The sequence below is a fragment of the Zunongwangia pacifica genome (assembly GCF_023499215.1).
GTDB classification, from domain to species: domain Bacteria; phylum Bacteroidota; class Bacteroidia; order Flavobacteriales; family Flavobacteriaceae; genus Zunongwangia; species Zunongwangia pacifica.
In genome coordinates this window covers 1-20,622 of record NZ_JAKHSK010000050.1, presented here as the reverse complement: position 1 = coordinate 20,622, position 20,622 = coordinate 1, and the positions used below count along the sequence as shown (strand labels likewise).

The 20,622-nt window shown below is 38.2% G+C and carries 19 protein-coding genes and 1 riboswitch; of the genes, 8 read left to right on the top strand and 11 right to left on the bottom strand.

What is annotated here, in order from left to right; translation table 11 throughout:
- Positions 1-558 precede the first annotated feature (558 nt).
- The 3 genes from L1967_RS20540 to L1967_RS20530 form a co-directional block, all read right to left on the bottom strand.
- The gene (locus L1967_RS20540) at positions 559-1,215 is read right to left on the bottom strand and encodes an HD domain-containing protein (protein WP_249603379.1); all 657 of its coding nucleotides are present in this window, start codon (positions 1,213-1,215) and stop codon (positions 559-561) included.
- 3 nt (positions 1,216-1,218) lie between these two features.
- The gene (locus L1967_RS20535; RefSeq protein WP_249603378.1) at positions 1,219-1,950 is read right to left on the bottom strand and encodes a lysophospholipid acyltransferase family protein; all 732 of its coding nucleotides are present in this window, start codon (positions 1,948-1,950) and stop codon (positions 1,219-1,221) included.
- Positions 1,951-2,114: 164 nt separating this feature from the next.
- Positions 2,115-2,525 (bottom strand): BrxA/BrxB family bacilliredoxin, encoded by a 411-nt coding sequence (locus tag L1967_RS20530; protein ID WP_249603377.1) that lies wholly within the window; start codon positions 2,523-2,525, stop codon positions 2,115-2,117.
- Between the two features lie 175 nt (positions 2,526-2,700).
- On the opposite strand from L1967_RS20530, the gene L1967_RS20525 reads away from it, so the two are divergent.
- Both L1967_RS20525 and L1967_RS20520 read left to right on the top strand, forming a co-directional pair.
- Positions 2,701-3,441: a TerB family tellurite resistance protein gene (locus L1967_RS20525; protein ID WP_249603376.1), complete on the top strand. Its 741-nt coding sequence runs from the start codon at positions 2,701-2,703 to the stop codon at positions 3,439-3,441.
- Between the two features lie 174 nt (positions 3,442-3,615).
- Positions 3,616-4,032: a hypothetical protein gene (locus tag L1967_RS20520; protein WP_249603375.1), complete on the top strand. Its 417-nt coding sequence runs from the start codon at positions 3,616-3,618 to the stop codon at positions 4,030-4,032.
- Between the two features lie 78 nt (positions 4,033-4,110).
- Here the strand turns inward: L1967_RS20520 and L1967_RS20515 are convergent, their stop codons facing one another.
- The 3 genes from L1967_RS20515 to L1967_RS20505 all read right to left on the bottom strand — a co-directional run bounded on the left by L1967_RS20515 (position 4,111) and on the right by L1967_RS20505 (position 6,205).
- The gene (locus tag L1967_RS20515; protein ID WP_249603374.1) at positions 4,111-4,590 is read right to left on the bottom strand and encodes a thioredoxin family protein; all 480 of its coding nucleotides are present in this window, start codon (positions 4,588-4,590) and stop codon (positions 4,111-4,113) included.
- Positions 4,591-4,628: 38 nt separating this feature from the next.
- A complete protein-coding gene (locus L1967_RS20510) occupies positions 4,629-5,390 on the bottom strand; it encodes a UDP-2,3-diacylglucosamine diphosphatase (RefSeq protein ID WP_249603373.1) in 762 nt (253 codons plus the stop codon).
- Between the two features lie 365 nt (positions 5,391-5,755).
- Complete coding sequence (locus L1967_RS20505) at positions 5,756-6,205, bottom strand: 6-pyruvoyl trahydropterin synthase family protein (RefSeq protein WP_249603372.1); 450 nt, start codon at positions 6,203-6,205, stop codon at positions 5,756-5,758.
- Between the two features lie 184 nt (positions 6,206-6,389).
- A riboswitch (TPP riboswitch) is annotated at positions 6,390-6,486 on the top strand.
- 187 nt (positions 6,487-6,673) lie between these two features.
- Between L1967_RS20505 and thiS the strand changes: the two genes are divergently transcribed.
- From thiS to thiH, 6 genes are all read left to right on the top strand, one after another.
- Complete coding sequence (gene thiS, locus L1967_RS20500; RefSeq protein WP_249603371.1) at positions 6,674-6,877, top strand: sulfur carrier protein ThiS; 204 nt, start codon at positions 6,674-6,676, stop codon at positions 6,875-6,877.
- Positions 6,878-6,928: 51 nt separating this feature from the next.
- Positions 6,929-8,785 carry a phosphomethylpyrimidine synthase ThiC gene (gene thiC / locus L1967_RS20495; protein ID WP_249603370.1) on the top strand — a complete coding sequence of 619 codons (1,857 nt, stop codon included), beginning with the start codon at positions 6,929-6,931 and terminating at the stop codon, positions 8,783-8,785.
- A 222-nt stretch (positions 8,786-9,007) separates the two neighbouring features.
- A complete protein-coding gene (locus L1967_RS20490; protein ID WP_249603369.1) occupies positions 9,008-9,613 on the top strand; it encodes a thiamine phosphate synthase in 606 nt (201 codons plus the stop codon).
- Positions 9,594-10,262: a thiamine phosphate synthase gene (locus L1967_RS20485; protein WP_249603368.1), complete on the top strand. Its 669-nt coding sequence runs from the start codon at positions 9,594-9,596 to the stop codon at positions 10,260-10,262. Before L1967_RS20490 ends, L1967_RS20485 begins: the two co-directional genes overlap by 20 nt.
- A gap of 423 nt (positions 10,263-10,685) precedes the next feature.
- Positions 10,686-11,456, top strand: a complete 771-nt coding sequence (locus L1967_RS20480) for a thiazole synthase (RefSeq protein ID WP_249603367.1) — start codon at positions 10,686-10,688, stop codon at positions 11,454-11,456.
- Positions 11,449-12,555, top strand: coding sequence for a 2-iminoacetate synthase ThiH (thiH, locus tag L1967_RS20475; RefSeq protein ID WP_249603366.1), 1,107 nt, complete (start codon positions 11,449-11,451; stop codon positions 12,553-12,555). Before L1967_RS20480 ends, thiH begins: the two co-directional genes overlap by 8 nt.
- Positions 12,556-12,771: 216 nt before the next feature.
- Here the strand turns inward: thiH and L1967_RS20470 are convergent, their stop codons facing one another.
- The 5 genes from L1967_RS20470 to L1967_RS20450 all read right to left on the bottom strand — a co-directional run bounded on the left by L1967_RS20470 (position 12,772) and on the right by L1967_RS20450 (position 20,284).
- Positions 12,772-13,674: a carbohydrate kinase family protein gene (locus L1967_RS20470; RefSeq protein ID WP_249603365.1), complete on the bottom strand. Its 903-nt coding sequence runs from the start codon at positions 13,672-13,674 to the stop codon at positions 12,772-12,774.
- Position 13,675: 1 nt separating this feature from the next.
- A complete protein-coding gene (map, locus tag L1967_RS20465) occupies positions 13,676-14,440 on the bottom strand; it encodes a type I methionyl aminopeptidase (protein WP_249603364.1) in 765 nt (254 codons plus the stop codon).
- A 21-nt stretch (positions 14,441-14,461) separates the two neighbouring features.
- Positions 14,462-16,039: a glycoside hydrolase family 32 protein gene (locus L1967_RS20460; protein ID WP_249603363.1), complete on the bottom strand. Its 1,578-nt coding sequence runs from the start codon at positions 16,037-16,039 to the stop codon at positions 14,462-14,464.
- Positions 16,040-16,520: 481 nt separating this feature from the next.
- A complete protein-coding gene (locus tag L1967_RS20455) occupies positions 16,521-17,813 on the bottom strand; it encodes a PepSY-associated TM helix domain-containing protein (RefSeq protein WP_249603362.1) in 1,293 nt (430 codons plus the stop codon).
- A 2-nt stretch (positions 17,814-17,815) separates the two neighbouring features.
- Positions 17,816-20,284 (bottom strand): TonB-dependent receptor, encoded by a 2,469-nt coding sequence (locus L1967_RS20450; RefSeq protein WP_249603361.1) that lies wholly within the window; start codon positions 20,282-20,284, stop codon positions 17,816-17,818.
- Positions 20,285-20,622: the final 338 nt, after the last annotated feature.

Sequence of the window (20,622 nt, the reverse complement as noted above, 5' to 3'; positions counted from 1 at the left end):
GCATCTCGAACAGCCTTATAAGACCAATGACAAAGCACGGTTTTTTTGCTTTCCCTTCTTCTATTGAAATCTAATCATTATTTCTCTTAAATCTACATGCAACAAACATAGGATGACAAAAACTTCATATTAAGAATATAAACAAGCCTGTCATTTCGACCCTACCTCGCCGGCAGGCAGGTGAAGCGTAGCGAAATGGAGAAATCTCTTAAGAAGTAGAATGCTAATTATATTGCTTGACTTTTAGAGAATAGAAAATAAAGAATTGAGAGCCATGAATCAGGACGAGGCAAAGCATTGATTAGATAATGTGAGGATTTGAAAATTATATAAGTATTGAGAATTGATCAAGAAATTATTTTCTCAATTAATTAAAATCAAATAGAACAAACCTCACAGTTCCCATAGCTATACGGGATAACCTGTGAGGTTTGTTTTTTTAAGATTGAAATAGATTTCTCCGCTACGGTCGAAATGACAAAAAAGAAATTATTTTTAATGATTTCCTACTGAAAGCTGAAGGCTAACTGTTAACTACTAATTGTTATTGCCATCTGCTTACTGAATTCCATTCCATTCAGCATAAAACTGTTCTAAAAAGCTTTCCATATATTCATGGCGTTTTTGTGCAATTTCAGTACCTGTTTTGGTGTTCATGCGATCTTTCAGCAATAATAATTTTTCGTAAAAGTGATTGATGGTAGGAGCCTTAGAAGTTTTGTATTCTTCTTTGGTCATATTCAGTTTTGGCTCAATTTCAGGATCGTAAAGTGCTCTTCCCTTAAAACCACCATAATTAAAAGTTCTGGCAATGCCAATGGCTCCAATCGCATCTAGACGATCGGCATCCTGAACAATATCCAGTTCGGCCGAGTGGAATTGTTGCTCCACATTTCCGCCCTTAAAAGAAATATTCTGAATAATCTTTACCACATGAGCAATAACTTCGGGATCTACATGCTGAGATTCGAGAAATTCAGTGGCTACTTTCGGTCCAACCGTCTCATCTCCGTTATGAAATTTCGAGTCGGCGATATCATGAAGCAACGCACCCAGCTGAACAATAAAATCATCAGCTTCTTCAGATTTAGCGATCAATTTTGCATTGTTCATAACCCGCTGAATATGAAACCAGTCGTGCCCCCCTTCAGCATTTACTAAGGTTTCTTTTACAAAGTGGATGGTGTTCTCGATAATCAATTCTTTTTCAGTCATATTTTATCGAATATCAGCAATAATGGTACGTTCTACCAGTGCCACCAGGCTTTCGGGGTCGGTAGAATCAACTTCAATAGGTTCATGAACTTTCATGCGTAATTTTACACCTATCGTTAACGGGAAGCTCCCATCCTTTAAAAGTTGCCAGCAGTTATTAATGGTTATTGGTACCACCAGTGCATTTGGCATTTGCTTAAAAAGCATCTGCATTCCACTGGCCGCAAACTTTTTAGGTTGGCCATCGCGACTTCTTGTACCCTCAGGAAAGATTACGGCAGAGCGGTTGGTCTCTGTTAAATATTTGGCAAATTTTGCCATTTTCAATAAACTTTCTCTGCGGTTTTTACGATCGATTAAAACCGATCCGCCATGCCTTAAGTTAAAAGAAATACTGGGAATCCCTTTGCCCAGTTCTTTTTTACTTACAAATTTGGGATGGTGTTTTCTTAAATACCAGATAATAGGGGGGATATCGTAAACACCCTGATGGTTGGCTACAAATATACAGGGACGCTCTACCGGGATGTTATGTTCGTTTTCAACCACAAATCGTGTTCCCAATAAGTTAAGGCAACGCAACAAGAAAAAATTAAAAACATCTACACTTTTTTTATGCGCAGGATAACCTCCCAATTTTAAAGATATCCATTGGATTGGATGAAATATGAGTAGGGTAAGAAAGAAAAAAAAGTAAAAAATTACCGTTAGCGGATATGATAGTATTTTCTTCATTTTGCAGTTTAAAACTACAAAAATAAGTTTTTAAAGGAAATAGCAACAGATTTCTTATACGATCATTCCATGTCGCATTCTGGGCAATACTGCAAAATAATGGAGATAAAAAAACCGACACATTTTAATGTATCGGCTTTCTATAATTTTAAGCTGTATTTTTTCTAGCAGAATTCGTCGTAAGCACCAGTTAGGTTTTCTGCGATCATCTCAGCAGGACGACCTTCAATGTGATGACGCTCTAACATGTGCACCAATTCACCATCTTTAAACAAGGCCATAGAAGGAGAAGATGGAGGGAACGGTACCATAAAACTACGGGCAACATCAGTAGCCTCGCGATCTACACCGGCAAAAACGGTATATAAATTATCTGGAGTTTTTGCATTTTGCAAAGACATTCTGGCGCCAGGACGAGCATTTGCTGCAGCACATCCGCAAACCGAATTTACTACAACCAACGTAGTTCCTTCTTTTTTCATTGCCGCTTCTACATCTTCTACGGTATGTAATTCTTCAAAACCTATGCTTGTAAGATCTTCACGCATTGGCTTTACTAAATCTGCTGGATACATATATTGTAATTTATTATTAGACTTTATTAATTCACAAAGATATTAAATTAAGTTCAGCTTCATGAAAATCAGCCGTTAAACCTAATTTCTTATAAAGTTGTCGTGCGTAAATCGCTGGCCTTACAATAAAAGCCGTTAGTTTTGTAAATGTTATCTTTGCTAAAATTTTCGATCTATGATAAAGTGGCTTTTAGCTGTTTTAGGGTTTATGTACATGCGATATCCCGGCGCCATTATTGGTTTTATCATCGGGACACTTTTAGATAATTGGAATCGCAGCAGTGGCGGCTTTCTACAATCCATGATGGGAGGTAAGCAGGCCTCATCGGTAAGTCCGGGCGATTTCGAGCTCAATTTATTGTCGCTTTGTGCACTGGTTATTAAAGCAGATGGTAAAGTTTCGCAAACCGAACTGGATTATGTACGTTCCTATTTTGTACGCGCCTATGGGAAAGAACGTGCCAATGCTACGTTTAGGACTTTTAATGATGTCATTAAAAACCGTGAATTATCGGCCTCAAGAATTTCACAATATCTGGCCAGTCGAACTCAATATCCAACCCGATTGCAAATCACGCACTTTTTATTTGGGATTGCGCAGGCCGACGGCTCGGTAAGTACGTCAGAGGCCAATATGATCCAGCAAATCGCCAGTTATCTTAAGATTGGCGCTAAAGACTTTGAAAGTATTAAGGCGATGTTCCTTAAGCAAACGCCAGAGAGTGCCTATAAAATCCTGGAGATCGATAAATCAGCCTCAGATGCCGATGTAAAAAAAGCCTATCGTAAAATGGTAAAGAAATACCACCCCGATAAGTTAGAACACATGGACGAGGCGTATAAAAAAGGCGCTCGCGAGAAATTTGATAAAGTACAGGAAGCCTACGAAACTATCCAAAAAGAACGCGGTTTCTAAGGCTCATCGAGCATTTGTAATCGATGTAGTAAATGTTGTAGGCTTAATTTGGACGTTGCCTACGGCCGGGCTTTACGCTACAATCTTTCGCTCGTGCCTCGCAAAAGGATTTTCGCTGCAATCCCTAACGCAACCAATTCATTTTTTTAGCATCTATTTTTAAATGAATGATTTATGAAATCTATTTTAAAATTAATGCATATAATTGGGCTACTTATTAGTTGTTCAGGTGATGATGAGAAAAATATAGATTGTGCTCTTTACGACCCAGCCTTTCCGCAATTATTTTTACGATTAGAAGATGCCGCAGCAGAAAACTTAATCGAAAACGGAACTATAGACCCTGAAAATATAAATGTGAACGGAGATTTCGAAAACGCTTCTTTTAGATATGTGCCTCCAAATGATTATGCGCAACCTGATAACGAAATGAGAGCATTAGATCATTCTTTAGCCTTATCGATTGCTTATGCAGAATCTTTCAAATATCAAATACAGGTTGAAGATTTTGATCCTATTGAAATAGACTTTTCCACAATCCGAAAACATTTACCTTGTGGTATCACCTTGTACTTGCCACAACAAGCTTAATCGAATAATGAAGTTTTAAACATTACAGAAATCTCACCACTTCAGTTTTTAGTGGTTGCTACTTTAAATCAATAAAATTTAGTGATCAGTAATCAACTCCAACATTTTTTCAGTCGTTAAATATTCAAATTCACGGTTTCTAAGTCTAAATTTTTCATCCAAAATGAGGATTGCCGGTAAGCTAAATTCAAGGTTTTCCCGACTTGCTAAAAGCAACGGAATCTGATGAATACCATTTCGCCTGCTTTCGGCTTGTTGATTGTAGAATTTATGGCCTTCAAATGTAATCGTATCAGTACTTTCAGCATTCATTTTAACCGCGTAGAAATCGGAATTCATTTTTTCAATAATTTCAGTATTTCTAAAAGCGTTTCGTTCCATCTTTTTGCAGTACACGCACCAATCGGCGTAGAAATAGATAAAAGTTTTCTTCGGTTTTAGCAGTAAGGAATCCTCTAATTGTTCAAAATTCAACCAGTTTATGGTATCGTTTTTCTGGCTATAGCTGAGTATGGGCAGGGCTAAGAATAGCATTAATATTTGAAGATTTTTAATCATTTTTTTAGCCATTACTCCCTGCTGCAAATTGCAACGTTCTATTTATCCTTCAGCTTTTTTAACTGCAAATCATTTCCGTCGAATTCGGCATACGTATAATGTGTAATCCAGTCGCCGGTATTAATGTATTTAGAATCTTCTTTCAGCTTAACTTCCATAGGTAAATGACGGTGGCCAAAAAGAAAATAATCATAATGTTTAGTTTCCAGTTTTCGCTTACAATATTGGATTAACCACTCGTTATCTTCCCCTAAAAACTGAGCATCTTCGTCTCCCGAAATCAGTTTATTTTTCACTGAAAAATATTGGGCTAGCGGAATGCCAATATCAGGATGCAGCCAACGATAAAGCCATTTCGCAAACGGATTGGTAAATACCTTTTTCATCCGTTTATAACCATAATCCCCGGGACCAAGTCCGTCCCCATGACCTATCAAAAAATTCTTTCCGTTAAATTCAAATTCCTGTGGTCGGCGATAGGTGGGAATATTCAGTTCTTCTTCAAAGTAATTTTCCATCCACAGGTCGTGATTTCCGACGAAAAAATAAATAGGAATACCATGGTCTTTAAGTTCTGCCAGCTTTCCCATCACCCGAACAAAACCTTTAGGAACGGCATGTTTATATTCAAACCAAAAATCAAAAAGATCACCCAGTAAAAAAATGGCAGCGGCATCTTCTTTAATTTCCTCCAGCCATTTAACGAAGATCGCCTCTCTGGGTTTGCTGGCTTCTTTGGTGGGAGCCCCTAAGTGATTATCACTACTAAAATATATTTTTTTTCCTTCGGGAATGGTCATGGCATGTTGCTTAACATCTGCAAAGTTAATAGAAACTTGCGAAGCGTATTAATTTCTTATTGATTATCCGTAACTTGTAATAATTCGTTGTTTTCGTCATTCCGGGCTTGATCCGGAATCTCATACTGTATTGAAAAACAAAATCTTGAGGATGAGATCCTGAATTAAGCCCGCCTGCCGGACAGGCAGGTTCAGGATGACAATAGCTTATTATGGTGAATGGTGATAATTTAGAAAGTTTAAAAGTAGAAAGTGAAAAGAGACAGGGGTGCCAAAATGCAGTAAGCAATTATCAATTTTGAACCTAAAACAAAAACGTTCTCCCTTCGGGGGTAGGCGGATAAACCTGTAAACTTTGCAGATGTTTAATTATCACTCGCATACCATTCGGCAAAACTACTTTCGGTTTCCTGAAGTTTTAAAGAATGTAGCTTAATATGATCTGGCAAATGTTTCTTTATTTTTTCAGCAAAATCAATCACCATATTTTCACTGGTCGGTTGATAATCCACTAAAATCACATGGTGGCCACGATCTTTTAATTCTTTGGCAAGCTCGATATGCGGGGTGTTTTGATTAAAAACCGTAGCATGGTCAAACTGGTCTACAATCTCAGATTTTACGATCTTTTTTAAATCTCCAAAATCGATTACCATTCCGTATTTTACATTTTCATTATCCGTGATTGGCTCACCGATAACCGTTACGCTAAGTTTATAACTATGGCCATGCACATTGCGGCATTTACCGTCGTAACCATAAAGAGCGTGTCCTGTTTCAAAAGAAAATTGTTTGGTAATCCTGATTTTTGCCATACCGAAATTTTAAGTCTGCCGTGTGTGATTTATTTTCCCTTAAAATTTTTAAAGCTGAAGAGATCAATTCGCTTCAGGATTTTCGAGGGATATTTCGCAGCAAAGGTATTAAAAGTGTACTCAAATTTGAAGATTATGGCTTCAGCATTTTTTTATACCGAAAAAAATCAGTTAACTTTGAAAGTGTAAACTTTAGGGGTGCCAATTAAATTTGGCTGAGATAACACCCTTTGAACCTGATCCAGATTAGCATCTGCGAAGGAAAAAGTACGAAAATTTTGAATCGAATATGCCTAATATCAGTCGGAAGTCTTTTGGATTTATTTAAAAAACCGGACTTATTATTTATAATATGGTTTAAGCGTAAAAATTAAATTTCGATTCAAAACTCGTGGAGAGACCACGAAATTACTCACTTTTCTTCAGGGACAATTCCCCTTGGTTTACAGCTATTAAAAATCTAAGGATATGATAACTGTAAACGTAAACAACCAAAATCATTCTTTTAAAGAACCGGTAAAGCTTCATGAACTGTTGGAGCAGCTGAATATTCAGCCCTCAGGAATTGCCATCGCGATTAACAACGAGGTTATTTCTAAATCCCAATGGGAGCACACCCTGTTGGAAGAAGGGAATAACGTACTGGTGATTCGTGCTACGCAGGGTGGTTGATCGATTTATAATAGCAATCAAATTTTAAAAATCAATCTAAACCTTTTCAGTATGAAACCTAACCAGTTACCACGGGAAGAAGCCATAAGCAGAACGCCTTTTCCCAACTCAGAAAAAATTTATGTAAAAGGACAGCTTCACGAAAATGTGAATGTGCCGATGCGTAAGATTCATCTTGATGATACCGTCGATAAATTTAATGGGACACGTACTCCAAATGAGCCTGTTTTGGTGTACGATACCAGCGGTGCTTACACCGATCCTAATGTAGAGATTGATGTTCGCCAGGGCTTAAAACCCATTCGCCAGCAATGGATCGTCGCCAGGGAGGATGTGCAGCAGTTAAGCGGACTTTCTTCGGAATACGGGCGGCAGCGTGAGGAAAATGAAAAGCTGGATGAACTACGGTTTAAGCGCATCAGGAAACCTTTAAAAGCTAAACCGGGAAAAAATGTTACCCAAATGCATTATGCCCGGCAGGGGATTATTACTCCCGAGATGGAATTTATCGCCATTCGCGAAAATCAAAAACTTCAGGAAATTAATCAAATTACCCAACAGCATCCCGGCGAAAGTTTTGGTGCCAGTATTCCCAAAGTGATCACTCCTGAATTTGTGCGGGATGAGGTGGCCAGAGGTCGCGCAATTATCCCGAGTAATATTAATCATCCCGAAAGTGAACCTATGATTGTAGGGCGAAACTTTTTGGTAAAGATCAATGCCAATATTGGGAATTCTGCAGTAAGTTCTTCTATTGAAGAAGAAGTTGAAAAAGCCGTTTGGGCCTGCCGTTGGGGAGCCGATACGATAATGGATCTTTCTACCGGGAAAAACATTCACGAAACCCGAGAATGGATCCTTCGGAATTCCCCGGTACCCATCGGAACCGTTCCTATCTATCAGGCTTTGGAAAAAGTAAATGGAAAAGCCGAAAATCTAACCTGGGAAATTTTTAGGGATACACTAATCGAACAAGCTGAACAGGGTGTGGATTATTTTACGATCCATGCGGGTGTTCGTTTGCAATATATTCCGCATACTGCAAAACGGGTGACTGGTATCGTGTCGCGGGGTGGTTCGATTATGGCAAAATGGTGTTTAGCGCATCATCAGGAAAGCTTTTTGTACACTCATTTTGAGGAAATCTGCGAAATCATGAAAGCTTACGATGTGGCTTTTTCGCTGGGCGACGGATTGCGTCCCGGCAGTATTGCAGATGCAAACGATTATGCACAGTTTGCCGAATTGGAAACGCTGGGCGAATTAACCAAAATCGCCTGGAAGCACGATGTACAATGCTTTATAGAAGGGCCCGGTCATATTCCCATGCATATGATCAAGGAAAATATGGACAAGCAATTGACAGAATGTGGGGAAGCGCCATTTTATACGCTTGGCCCTTTAACCACCGATATTGCGCCAGGTTACGATCATATCACCAGCGGAATTGGTGCCGCAATGATTGGCTGGTACGGTTGTGCGATGTTGTGTTATGTAACACCAAAAGAACATTTGGGCTTACCTAATAAAGAAGATGTAAAAGAAGGCGTGGTTACCTATAAAATTGCCGCACATGCGGCCGATCTGGCAAAAGGGCATCCCGGAGCGCAGCATCGCGATGATGCGATGAGTAAAGCAAGATTCGAATTTCGATGGGAAGATCAATTTAATCTGGCGCTGGATCCCGATACGGCACGAGCCTATCACGATGAGACCTTACCTTCAGAAAATGCAAAAGTGGCTCATTTTTGCTCGATGTGCGGCCCTAATTTCTGTTCGATGAAGATCACACAGGATGTACGGAATTATGCTAAAGAAAACGGACTCGACAGTGAAGAAGCCATTATAAAAGGCATGGAAGAAAAATCGGAAGAGTTTAAAAAGAAAGGCAGCGAAGTGTATTTGTGAGTTGAAAGTTTATAAAGGTGAATGCCGAAATGTTCAACTATGATCCAAATTCATCATAAGTCATCGGCGTCACCTTGAACCTGCCTGTCCGGCAGGCGGGCTTGATTCAGGGTCTCATCTTAATGCTGTTTTTTTAGTGTGGTATGAGATTCCGGATCGAGTCCGGAATGACGGAACTAATTATTATTACAATTTAAGAATGTCAAAATTTAATTTGAAATAATGCTAATCGTAATTTCTGCGGAAAAGTTTATCGAAAATGAAGAATCTCATCTAAAGTCAATCCTAGCCGATGGTTTAGAGACATTGCATATTCGCAAACCTGAAGTTTCTTTTGAAGAGCTGAAGCACTGGTTGCAACAATTTGAACCGGAATATCGTTCGAAGATGGTGCTTCACCAGCATCATGAATTAGCACGGGAATTCAGTTTGAAAGGGATTCATCTCAAAGAAAATTTCAGAATAAACTTAAATGAAGATTTAGAAGAGTATGTAAAATCTTTTCAGCAGGAAAGATTTACCGTGAGCACTTCTTATCATCAAAAAGAATCGCTCTTAGCATCGTCGATTTTCGACTATTGTTTTTTGAGCCCGGTTTTTAGCTCGATCTCAAAAGCAGATTATACAGGGAAGTTGTTTCGGGTATTTCAGGTAATGGACATCCAGCAAAAAGTAATTGCACTGGGCGGGATCAATTCAGAAAAAATTCCACTAATCCGAAAAATGGGATTTAGCGGGGGAGCCGTGCTTGGTGCGGTTTGGAAGCAGGACAATCCAGTAGATAGTTTTAATAAAATTCAACAGCAATATGAATCCGTTTTTAGATAAAAATCAATCGGTTTTTAAGAAAGACATTTCCTGTCTTCAGTATATCTCGCAGGGTAATGATCGATTTCAGCATTTAAAAAATATCGAGACTGTTTTAAAAGCGGGAGGGAACTGGATTCAGTTACGAATGAAAGAAATGTCCCAAAAAGAAGTCCTGAAAACAGCAATTTTAACCAAAGAATTATGCTCAAAATATAAAGCGAAGCTAATTATAAATGATCATGTAAAAGTGGCGAAAACCTGCAATGCCGAAGGTGTTCATTTGGGGCAAGAAGACACCGGGGTTATAGAAGCACGGGAGATTTTGGGCAATCATAAGATTATTGGCGGTACTGCAAATACGCTTCAGCATTGTTTGGAACATCTGGAAAACGGAGTAGATTATATTGGCTTGGGTCCGCTAAGGTTTACTTCAACTAAAAAGAAATTGAGTCCGATTTTAGGATTTTCAGGCTATCAACATTTGATGGAAGACTATCTAAAAAGGGAAAATAGCGTACCGGTGATTGCCATAGGCGGAATTGCATTAAAGGATATTCAGGAACTAAAGAAAATTGGTTTAAGCGGAGTGGCGGTTTCGGGATTGCTAACGCATTCTGAACATCCGGAAAATGAAATTCAGCAGATTTATGATTGTTGGGGTGAATAGTAGATAGAATTTAGACCGCTTCGCTGTTAGAAGTGAGAAAATAGGTTTGATGATGTGGGATTGAACCAGGAAACAAGAGACAAGAGTCAGAACTAATTTATTTTGAATTCTAAATGCTTAATTCTGAATGAGTCTTCTCGATATGTTGAGAATGTCTGTGACATAGGGATTCTTTCAGGGTTCATGCATTTTATAGTGATGAGACTCTCGGATCAAGTTAATTGGGGAGAATATTTATACAAAAAGCATATAGAACCTAGAGAATAGACAAGACAATTTTAGAAATGTTGAATTTTATATGGTTATAAAACATCTTTTAAAAGCTGAAAACAAAACGTCACCCTGAACTCGTTTCAGGGTCTCATACTAAAATACAAATAGCTAATCGCTGATGGCCAAAAGCTAACAGCTAAAAATCTAACAATGAAAAAACTAAAAATAGGAGATAAAAGTTTCGATTCCCGATTATTTACGGGAACGGGCAAATTCAGTAACTCTAAAGTAATGCGCGAAGCGGTTTTAGCGTCAGAAAGTGAGCTGGTAACCGTGGCATTAAAAAGAGTAGAGGCAGGCAACGAAGACGATGAAATGATGACCAGCCTGGCCCACGAAAAATTAAGTTTACTGCCTAATACGTCTGGCGTTCGGGATGCTAAAGAGGCCGTTTTTGCAGCTCAGATGGCTCGGGAAGCTTTAGGGACAAATTGGGTGAAAGTCGAAATTCATCCCGATCCTAAATACTTATTGCCCGATGCGGTAGAAACCCTAAAAGCCTGTGAAGAACTGGTGAAACTGGGCTTTGTAGTAATGCCTTATATTCATGCCGATCCTGTTTTGTGTAAGCGATTAGAAGATGTAGGGGCGCAATGTGTGATGCCTTTGGGCGCACCTATCGGAACGAATAAAGGTTTAAAAACCCTGGATTTTTTAGAGATTATTATCGAACAATCTAATGTTCCGGTAATTGTGGACGCCGGTATCGGGGCTCCTTCTCATGCGGCCTGGGCGATGGAAATTGGCGCCGATGCCGTTTTGGTAAACACCGCAATTGCCGTTTCTAAACATCCGGTGCAAATGGCAAAAGCCTTTAAAATGGCAGTAGAATCCGGGCGAATGGCCTACGAAGCTAAACTTGCTGAAACCGGTAAGATTGCTGAAGCCAGTAGCCCACTAACACAATTTTTATATGAGTAGTTTTAAATCGGTTTTAGCACAGTACGATTGGGATAAGGTTCTGGAAAGTATCCAGCAAAAGAGTATTATGGATGTGGAACGTGCTTTAAGTGCCGTAAAACCCGATCTTGAGGATTTTAAGGCATTAATTTCTCCGGCAGCAAAAGCTTATTTAGAGCAGATGGCGGTAAAAAGTCGGCTAATTACCAAAAAGCGTTTTGGCAATACCATGCAAATGTACGCGCCCATGTATTTAAGTAATGAGTGCCAGAATATTTGTACGTATTGCGGATTCAGTTTAACGAATAAGATTCCGCGTCGAACCTTAACTGATGCTGAAATTTTAAAAGAAGCCGAATTCCTTAAAAAGAAAGGCTATCAGCATATTTTACTGGTTACCGGTGAAGCGAATAGAACCGTAGGGATAGATTATCTAAGCAATGCAGTAAGACTTTTAAAACCACATTTTGCTAATATTTCTATTGAAGTGCAACCGTTAGATCTGGAAGAATACGAAAGATTGGTGAACGATGGTTTATATGCTACTTTAGTCTATCAGGAAACGTATCATCGCGAGACCTATAAAATTCATCATCCAAAAGGCAAAAAATCGAATTTTGATTATCGTTTGGAAACACCGGATCGTTTGGGAAAAGCCGGAATTCATAAAATTGGAATTGGGGCTTTGTTTGGTTTGGAAGATTGGCGTGCCGATAGTTTTTTTACGGCTTTACATCTTAAATATTTACAGAAGACCTATTGGAAAACAAAGTATTCGATTTCTTTCCCAAGATTACGACCTTTTAGCGGCGGATTAGAACCTAAAGTTGAAATGACCGATCCCGATTTGCTACAATTAATCTGCGCATACCGAATTTTAGATGAAGATGTAGAATTGTCGATTTCTACCCGCGAACAGGAAAAATTCCGCGATCATATGGCACATTTAGGGATCACTTCGATGAGTGCCGAATCGAAAACCAATCCTGGTGGTTATGTGGTGGAACCGCAGTCGTTGGAACAGTTTGAAATTTCAGATGAGCGTAGCACCGAAACTATCGCGGCTATGTTACGGGAAAACGGAATCGAACCGGTATGGAAAGATTGGGAGGAGTTTTAGTGGACATTATCCCCCTAACCCCCGAAGGGGGAATATTTTTCGGTTATCTGTTAAAGATGCTTTAATGTCAAATTATCCTATGCTAATAGTTATTGCATACTTGGTATCCAATCCTGATTCTTTTCTCTTAACTTCTAAAAGCGAAGCGGCTGCTGATAAACTTTATCAAACTGGTGCCACAATGGAGACTTTTATAATTCGTTTAGTCTCCGATTATCAGCTATTCGCGTCAGGAAACATAAACTTTTCAATTTCTTCAGGAGTAAATTCAGGGTTTGCTCCTTCTTGCGATGCGACCAGGGCGCCAATCGCGCAGGCATAGTTTAATGCGTGCTGAGGTGCTTCTTTTTTTAGTAATTTAGAAATTAAGGAACCTAAAAAGCTATCGCCGGCTCCCACGGTATCTGCAACTTTTATTTTATAACCGCTGTTGTAATATAGTTTCCCTTCAGTAAAAAGAACGGCACCGTGACTACCTTTGGTGACACAAATTGTTTTGGCATTGGTGATTTTTGCCATGTAGCTAAGGTTTTGTTCAAGCGAGTGGAAAGGCGAATCCAACATCGCTGCAATTTCATATAATTCGTCATCATTAAATTTGATGAAATCGGCTTTTAAAATTAGCTCTTCTAAGAGCTCTTTTTTATAATGTGGCGGCCTTAGATTAATGTCGAAAACAGAGAACTTAGCATGTTGCAGTAATTCAGTTAAGGTCTCCCTGCTTTTTTGATCACGACAAACCAGACTTCCGAAGATAAAAGCATCTGAAGTTTTCACTTTCTCGATCATCTTTTCAGAAATATCGATTTTATCCCATGCAGCAGGATATTCGATAGTATAAGAAGCTGAACCGCTCTTATCCAGTTTCACATTTACCATTCCGGTAGGATAATCTGGAGTTTCGGCAACTAAAGAATGATCGATTTTCCTTGATTTTAGATATTCCAGTAAGTTTTTTCCTTTTTTATCCTGGCCAACACTACTAATCATTGTGGTGTCAATTCCGTTAGCGCTTAGGCGGGAAGCGACATTTAAAGGTGCCCCGCCAATTTTTTCTGAATTAGGGAAAATATCATATAAAATTTCTCCAAAAGAGACTGCTTTTAGCTGTTGTGTCATTTTAGTTCCAAATTTCGTTAGCAGCAGTTAATATTAATGGCATACCATCGGTAACCATGATGGTATGTTCGTGTTGCGTAACGTAACCACCTTTGTTTCCTACAAGTGTCCAGCCATCATTTTGCTCTACTGCTATTGTCGATTTTGTAGCGATAAAAGTTTCTATGGCTACAGTAGTATTTTTTTTGAATCGTTCCCGATTACTTTTAATGCTATAGTTTAGAATATTTTCAGGTTTTTCATGCAAACTTCTGCCAACGCCATGCCCTGCTAAATTTCGAATGACTTTAAACCCCGATTTTTTAGCTTCGGTTTCCATTAAATGGCCAATATCTGCGATTTTCACGCCACCTTTAATCTGATTAATCGCTTTTTGCAGGATTTGCTTTGAAGCATCTACCAGTGGCTGGTGATTATTAATATCTTTTCCGATAATAAAAGAACCTCCATTATCTGCCCAAAATCCATTTAATTCTGCAGAAACATCAATATTTATCAAATCACCTTCTTTTAGGATCTTATTTTCTGAAGGGATGCCGTGAGCAGCTTCGTTATTTACGCTAATGCAGGTATACCCGGGAAATCCATAGGTTTCGAAAGGTGCCGATTTTGCACCATAACTTTTAAGAATTTCTCCCCCATAATCATCCAGTTCTTTAGTAGAAATCCCAACTTTTGTAAATGCTCTCATCAGTTTTAGTGTTGTGGCAACAACTTCACTGATCTTTGTCATTCCGTTTAATTCGGCTTCAGTACTTATAGACATGGGGTTTAATTTGAATAATGATTAATTAAAATTGAATTCGTTAGCTTCAATATCGATTACGGGAACACCTTCATTTACCTTTAAACTGGTATAAGGTTGCTTCGGAAAAAAGATCTCAGTCATGACCGTTTTCCCATCATCATAGAAAATTTCAATGCTCATATTATCTAAAATCAGGTTCACTTTTAACGAATCTGAAGTGGATATTCTTCTACCGGTAGAGATGGTAGAAGCAAATTCTTTTCCGAAGTCGGTAATCCCAGATTCCGATCTATCGATATAAAACTGATTTTCTGCTTTTTTAAATCCGAATTTTAAACGATCGCCGTTGTCATTGCTTAAAGATAAATGAACATCTTTGGTAAGCTTCGGAATTAAAAAAGAAACCTGCGCTTTGGTAAGATCAAGCTCATTGGTATCGATGATCGCATGATTTTCGTTGGTTAACTTCCATTTGGTGATGGTTTCCCCAACGTATTTTTGAAGTTCTTTCACCGGGGTAGATGTGATAATATAGTTATCATCTTCTTTTATAAGCGTTAGTTTCCTTGCGATTGTCATGGCGCTTCTCCAGGTTTCTGTAGGTACTTCCTGGGCATAAAGCCAGTTAGACATCCACCCCATAAATAAAGTACGGCCATCTTCTTTTGGAATATTAGACCAGGTAACACCGGCATAATTGTCTTTTCCAAAATCCAGCCAGTAAGGATGATCTATGTTTTTTCCATAAAGATCAGCTTCAGGGGTAAAAGTTTTACCATCCCAATCACCCACAAAATATTGCGTGGCCGAGCCACCATTGTAGCCACCGGGATTCGTACTTTGGATAAGTACCCATTTTGTTTCTTCGCTGTTTTCTACTGGCATAGGGAAGAAATCCGGGCATTCCCAAACGCCATCCTGCGCTGCGTAATTTTCGCCAAATTCAGATACTTTTTTCCAGTCTTTTAAATTTTCTGAAGTATAAAAATAAGCACGGTCTTTAGCCGAAAGGACCATTAACCACTGCTTGTTGGCTTGATCCCAGGTCATTTTAGGATCCCTGAAATCTTGTAATTCGGGATTTTTAATTACCGGATTTTGTTCATATTTCGTCCAGGTTTTCCCTTCATCCAGACTATAAGCAATGGCCTGTGATTGATAATCGATACGGCCTTCTTTTTCACCTTTAGGATCGTGATAAGTAAACATGGCTACCACTGGCGGAGTTGTACCATCCCCAAAACCTGAAGTGTTATCATGATCTACGACTGCACTCCCGCTAAAAATATAGCCTTTTTCATCGGGGAAGAGGGCGATTTCCTGTTCTTTCCAGATAATCATGTCTTTACTGGTAGCATGTCCCCAATGCATAGGCCCCCATTTATTGCCTTCAGGATAATACTGAAAAAACAAGTGGTACGTGCCGTTTAGATAAAACATCCCATTGGGGTCGTTCATCCAGTTTTCCTTTGGAGAGAAATGGAATGCAGGTCTAAAATCCTTATCGGTTTGAATCGATGCGGTTTTATTTTCATCGGTTTGTGAATCCTTAGTATCGTTTTTACAGGATACCAATAATAAAAAAGCAATAAGCGCTGCGGGTCTTAAAATGTTCATAGAATTTCAAAATTAATAATCAACAATAAAAAGCAGCTAGAGGTTAAGATTTTATAAAAATAGGGAAAATTTCAGCGATTTTCCTAATGTTATTCACCTGAGTTCGATTTCATAAAACACCGGGGGCTGCATGAAATTTTTTTGAAAAAATTTACGGAAACTTCTATTTTGGCGACATTTCGATACAAATTTTCCTTGAAAATTCAATCGATAATCGAGATTTAATGCTCCGATCTCTATAGCCATCGGGATGTCTCGTTCTGAAAAATGTTTTGTTCAGATCGAATCTTCGTGGGGTTGCCCCTAAGATCGTTACTCAATGACCCCGAAATGCCAGCGATAACCGACATTGGTTATAAATGACTTACAAATTGGTAAAAAGCAAAACTTTCACTAAAAAGAGTATGGCTTTTACAAAACTGACTTTAAAAAAAGGGATATAAAAACTATTCATAACAATTTCAGGAAAGTTTAGGATCTGCTATTTTGCATTAACGGCCTTTTTTAAGCGATAAACAAAAACATAGTACGTAAAAAGTAAAAGCAGTAACCAACCACAACTGATGATTAGGATTCCTGTAAATGAGGTATGATAGCGGTAAACCAGTTGCACATACATGCTTATCATTATGAGCATATAGATCCCCCAGTTTATAAATTTCCATTTACCCAGTATAGGTGCACGCTTCTTTTTTCTTTGTAATGCCTTTCGTTTTAGGGTAATCCATATCCCGGTTAATATCAATGAAGAAATGCCTAAGCCTATAAAAAACCAGATGATTTTTGTGGTTAGTCCGCCCCAATACCCAAAATGAAGCGGATCGGCAATATCATTTATCCACATGATATTACTTATATTTTTAGCATTTTGGATTTTTACTACTTTATAATTGTATGGATTTACATAAACCCTATTGGCGCGCTGACGAACCAGCGGAACATCTGACTTCCCCCTAACATACACAGGCTCATTCTGTGTATTTGGGACGTTCATCCCTTCTGCCTTAAAATAGGGAATTGCTTTTTCGGCTACCTGGACGATACGGTCATAGTCAATGGTATAGGTAAGGTTAATACTATCATTATTTGCATTGCTATATTCCAGCTTTGGTGATTTGGGATTTGCTTTTGTACGTATATCGGCAATATTGGTACGCTCTACAAAATACCATATTCCGGTAGCTGAGAAAAGAATAGAGAACGGAATAGACCATAATCCAACAAACCTGTGAAGACTTCTGAAAAACACTAGCGGTCCTTTTTTTGTTTCAAGGGTAAATAATTTTTTCCACCATTTTTTATAAAAGAATAAAGCCGTTAAAAAGGAAATCAGCAACAAAAAGGCGAAGCTCAATACCATTAAATAGCCAAATTGATAAAAAGGCATAAATAAAAAATAGTGAAGATCCCTGAAAAAGCGTTGAAAAGTGAGGTTGGCATTTCCTTGTATTTTACCGGTATAAGGATTGGCAAAGACATAGGTTTGCCTGCCATTCTCTTTGGTATAGATGATGTCACATAAATAAGGCTCTTCTGCACGCATCCAATAGGAAATCTCACCATTGGGATATTGTTTTTTAAGGTTGCTAATAATAGTATTTTTAGAAGCAAATTCTTTTTGCGGCTTGGCCCTGATCTCTGAAATAAACAACCAGTCCATCTCATGACTTAGGGTAGCCATAGTACCTGAAAAGCATACTATAAAAAATAGTATGCTTAACTTGGTACCAATCCAACTATGAATTTTAAATAGCTTTTTCTTTGATAATTTCAATGCTAGAAAGTATATGAAACGGTTGACATAATATTTCGAGGCCTACCCGGGAAGGCACGCAAGAAATCGTAACCACCTACCCAATGGGTTTTGTCAAATACATTATTAATATTTAACTGTATCTGGAATTTATTCACTTTATAATAGATAGCGGCATTAAACAATCCATAACTAGGAAAAACCGGTATCAACTCTGGGTCTCTCACAATAGATCCGTTTCGTTCGCCTACATAGTCGTAACCAAGGCCAAATCCCAATCCATTAAAATTACCATGATCAATGATATATTTTGACCAAAAATTAAAGGTGTTTCTAGGGGCGTTGGGCTTTTGATTACCAAAAGTGGCGAGCGTAGATTCATCGGCTTCAGTAAAATAAGCGTGGTTATAAGCATAGTTCATAATCACACTCCAGTTTGGCATAATCTGCCCATAAACATCAAGTTCAACACCTTCCGATTTTTCTTTCCCAATTTGCTTTAGTAAATCAGAGTTACTGGAATCATTAGCATTGTACAAAGCGCCTTTCTGGCTTAGGGAATAAACAGCTAAAGTAGCGCTTAGGCGTTTATTGAACCATTCTGTTTTTATCCCAGCTTCAAACAACTCACTGGTCAAAGGATCAAAAGGCCCTCCGGCTTCAGGATTATTAATAGTGGAGGCCGTTTGTGGTTGGTAACCCTTTACCCAGGTACCATAAAAGTTAACATTTGGTTTAAGCTTGTATACCATTCCGATTCTTGGTATAAATTTATCCTGACTAATTTTTTCTTCTTCAGCAGTGTCATAGTTTAGATAATCGGTAAAATCATCATAGCGCAGCCCCACCAAAAGATTAAATTTCTTGTATTGAAATTGGTTTTGTAAGTAAATACCATTTCCGGTTTGTTTGTACCGGTCATAATTTCTAATGCCATATACATAATTGCTCATGTCGCGCATAGCGTTTCCGTTGGTAGAAGTGAGATCAAAAGGCGCTACATTGGCTACAGGATTACCATTTTCGTCCAGTACGTAATTATCAATTTTAGCAACATTGAAGGAATTCGTAGCCTTACCATTTTTTAAAAGATAAGCGTTGGCCTCTAGTTGAGATCCTCCCGGCTCCAGTTGCTGTTGAAAATAATCATAGCCCACCAAGAACTTGTTTTCTATTTTTCCAAGGTTAAAATTAACGTTAAGGTAATTGGTGAAGTTTTGGTTGTTCCACGAGCGCTTACGATTAAATACCCGCATGGCTACTTTGGTAATATCATAAGAGCCATCACCAAGCGCCAAAAAGTTGTTGGCAGTTCTATGCTCTAACAAATCTTCATCGTAACCAGAGTTCATATACGAACTATTAAAACTCATGTGTTCACTGAATTTATGCTGAAATGATAAGGTTACATTTAGATTTTGTTCGTTCAGGTAATCATTTTCTGCACTTAAGGAAGTCGTTATTGGTGTAGAGTATAGGTCACCATCGCCAAAAACGGCTTGTCCACGATCTAAACGTCCTTTGTTATCTTGGTAGACCACATCTAAATTTAAACGTGTTTTTTCATTGGGGATAAAAGAGAACGAAGGTGCGACAACAATATTTTTGTTGAATTGCAAGTCCCTGAAACCATCGGTGTTTTGATATCCCAAATTTAGACGGTATAAAAGCTTTTTGTCTTTGCTCATTGGGCCGGTAAAGTCACTTAACAGCCTAAATGTATTAAAACTACCCATACTGGCGCTTATGGATTGCTTAGTTGTTTCTAAAGGTTTTTTTGTAACCGTGTTTATAGTTCCTCCAGGAGAAGCATTTCCAAAAAGGGCAGAAGCAGGCCCTTTAATAACTTCTACCCTTTCTACATGGGGAATAATCTGCTGACTCCAAAAACTGGTCATCATTCGGGAACCGTTTAAAAGCATACTACTGTTTCGTTGTCCCTGAACCCTAAATCCGCGAATCGTTAAATCGTTATAAAAAGAAAATTGGTTAACACCACTAATATTATTCACTACATCATTAACGGTAAAGGCAGCCTGATCTAAAATAACTTCTTTAGTTACGTAGCTTATGGCCTGGGGAACGTCTATTAGTTTTGTATCTGATTTTGTACCAATAAAAGAGGTCGTGTTTTTGTAGTTACGTTCTTTTCGTCCAATAATCTCTACCCCTTGTAGTTGGGTGGCCGATTCATTTAATGTAAAGTTTAGTTCAGCATTTATTCCTTCCATTACAGTGATTGATCGGTCTATAGATTCATATCCCAGATAGGAAGCTCTTAAAATGTACTTGCCCGGGGCAAGGCTTTTAAGTTCGTAATGCCCGTTCTTGTCGGTCATAGCGCCAGTAGAGGAGTTGAGTATAATAACATTGGCATTATGAATGGGTGTTCCCGAATCGGAAAATACTTTTCCTTGAATCGAAATATTCTGAGCATAGGTGGTACTAAATATTCCTAGTAAAATGAAGCAGAGAGTGTAAATTTTTTTCATCTTATATTTTTATTTAAAACAATTCTAAATAATTGGTTGCGAATTTAAAACGAACTAGCTTTTATCACAAATTTTAATTGGATTAATTTTAAATAAAAACATAGAACTAATTATTTAATTGAATTTTAAGTTCTTATGAAAGGCGTGGAGTGTGGGTTAATTGCTTTTAAACTAAATTTTAGATTGGGAAAAGAAATTTAAAAGTTGAAATGATTTATAAACTTTTTTTAAAAATAAAAAAGGGTTGCAGATATTTGTGTTGCGAAACATACAATTATCAAAACCAACCCTTTATGTACTCTGTACTTGACAAAGATACAATAGAATTGGAAATAGTC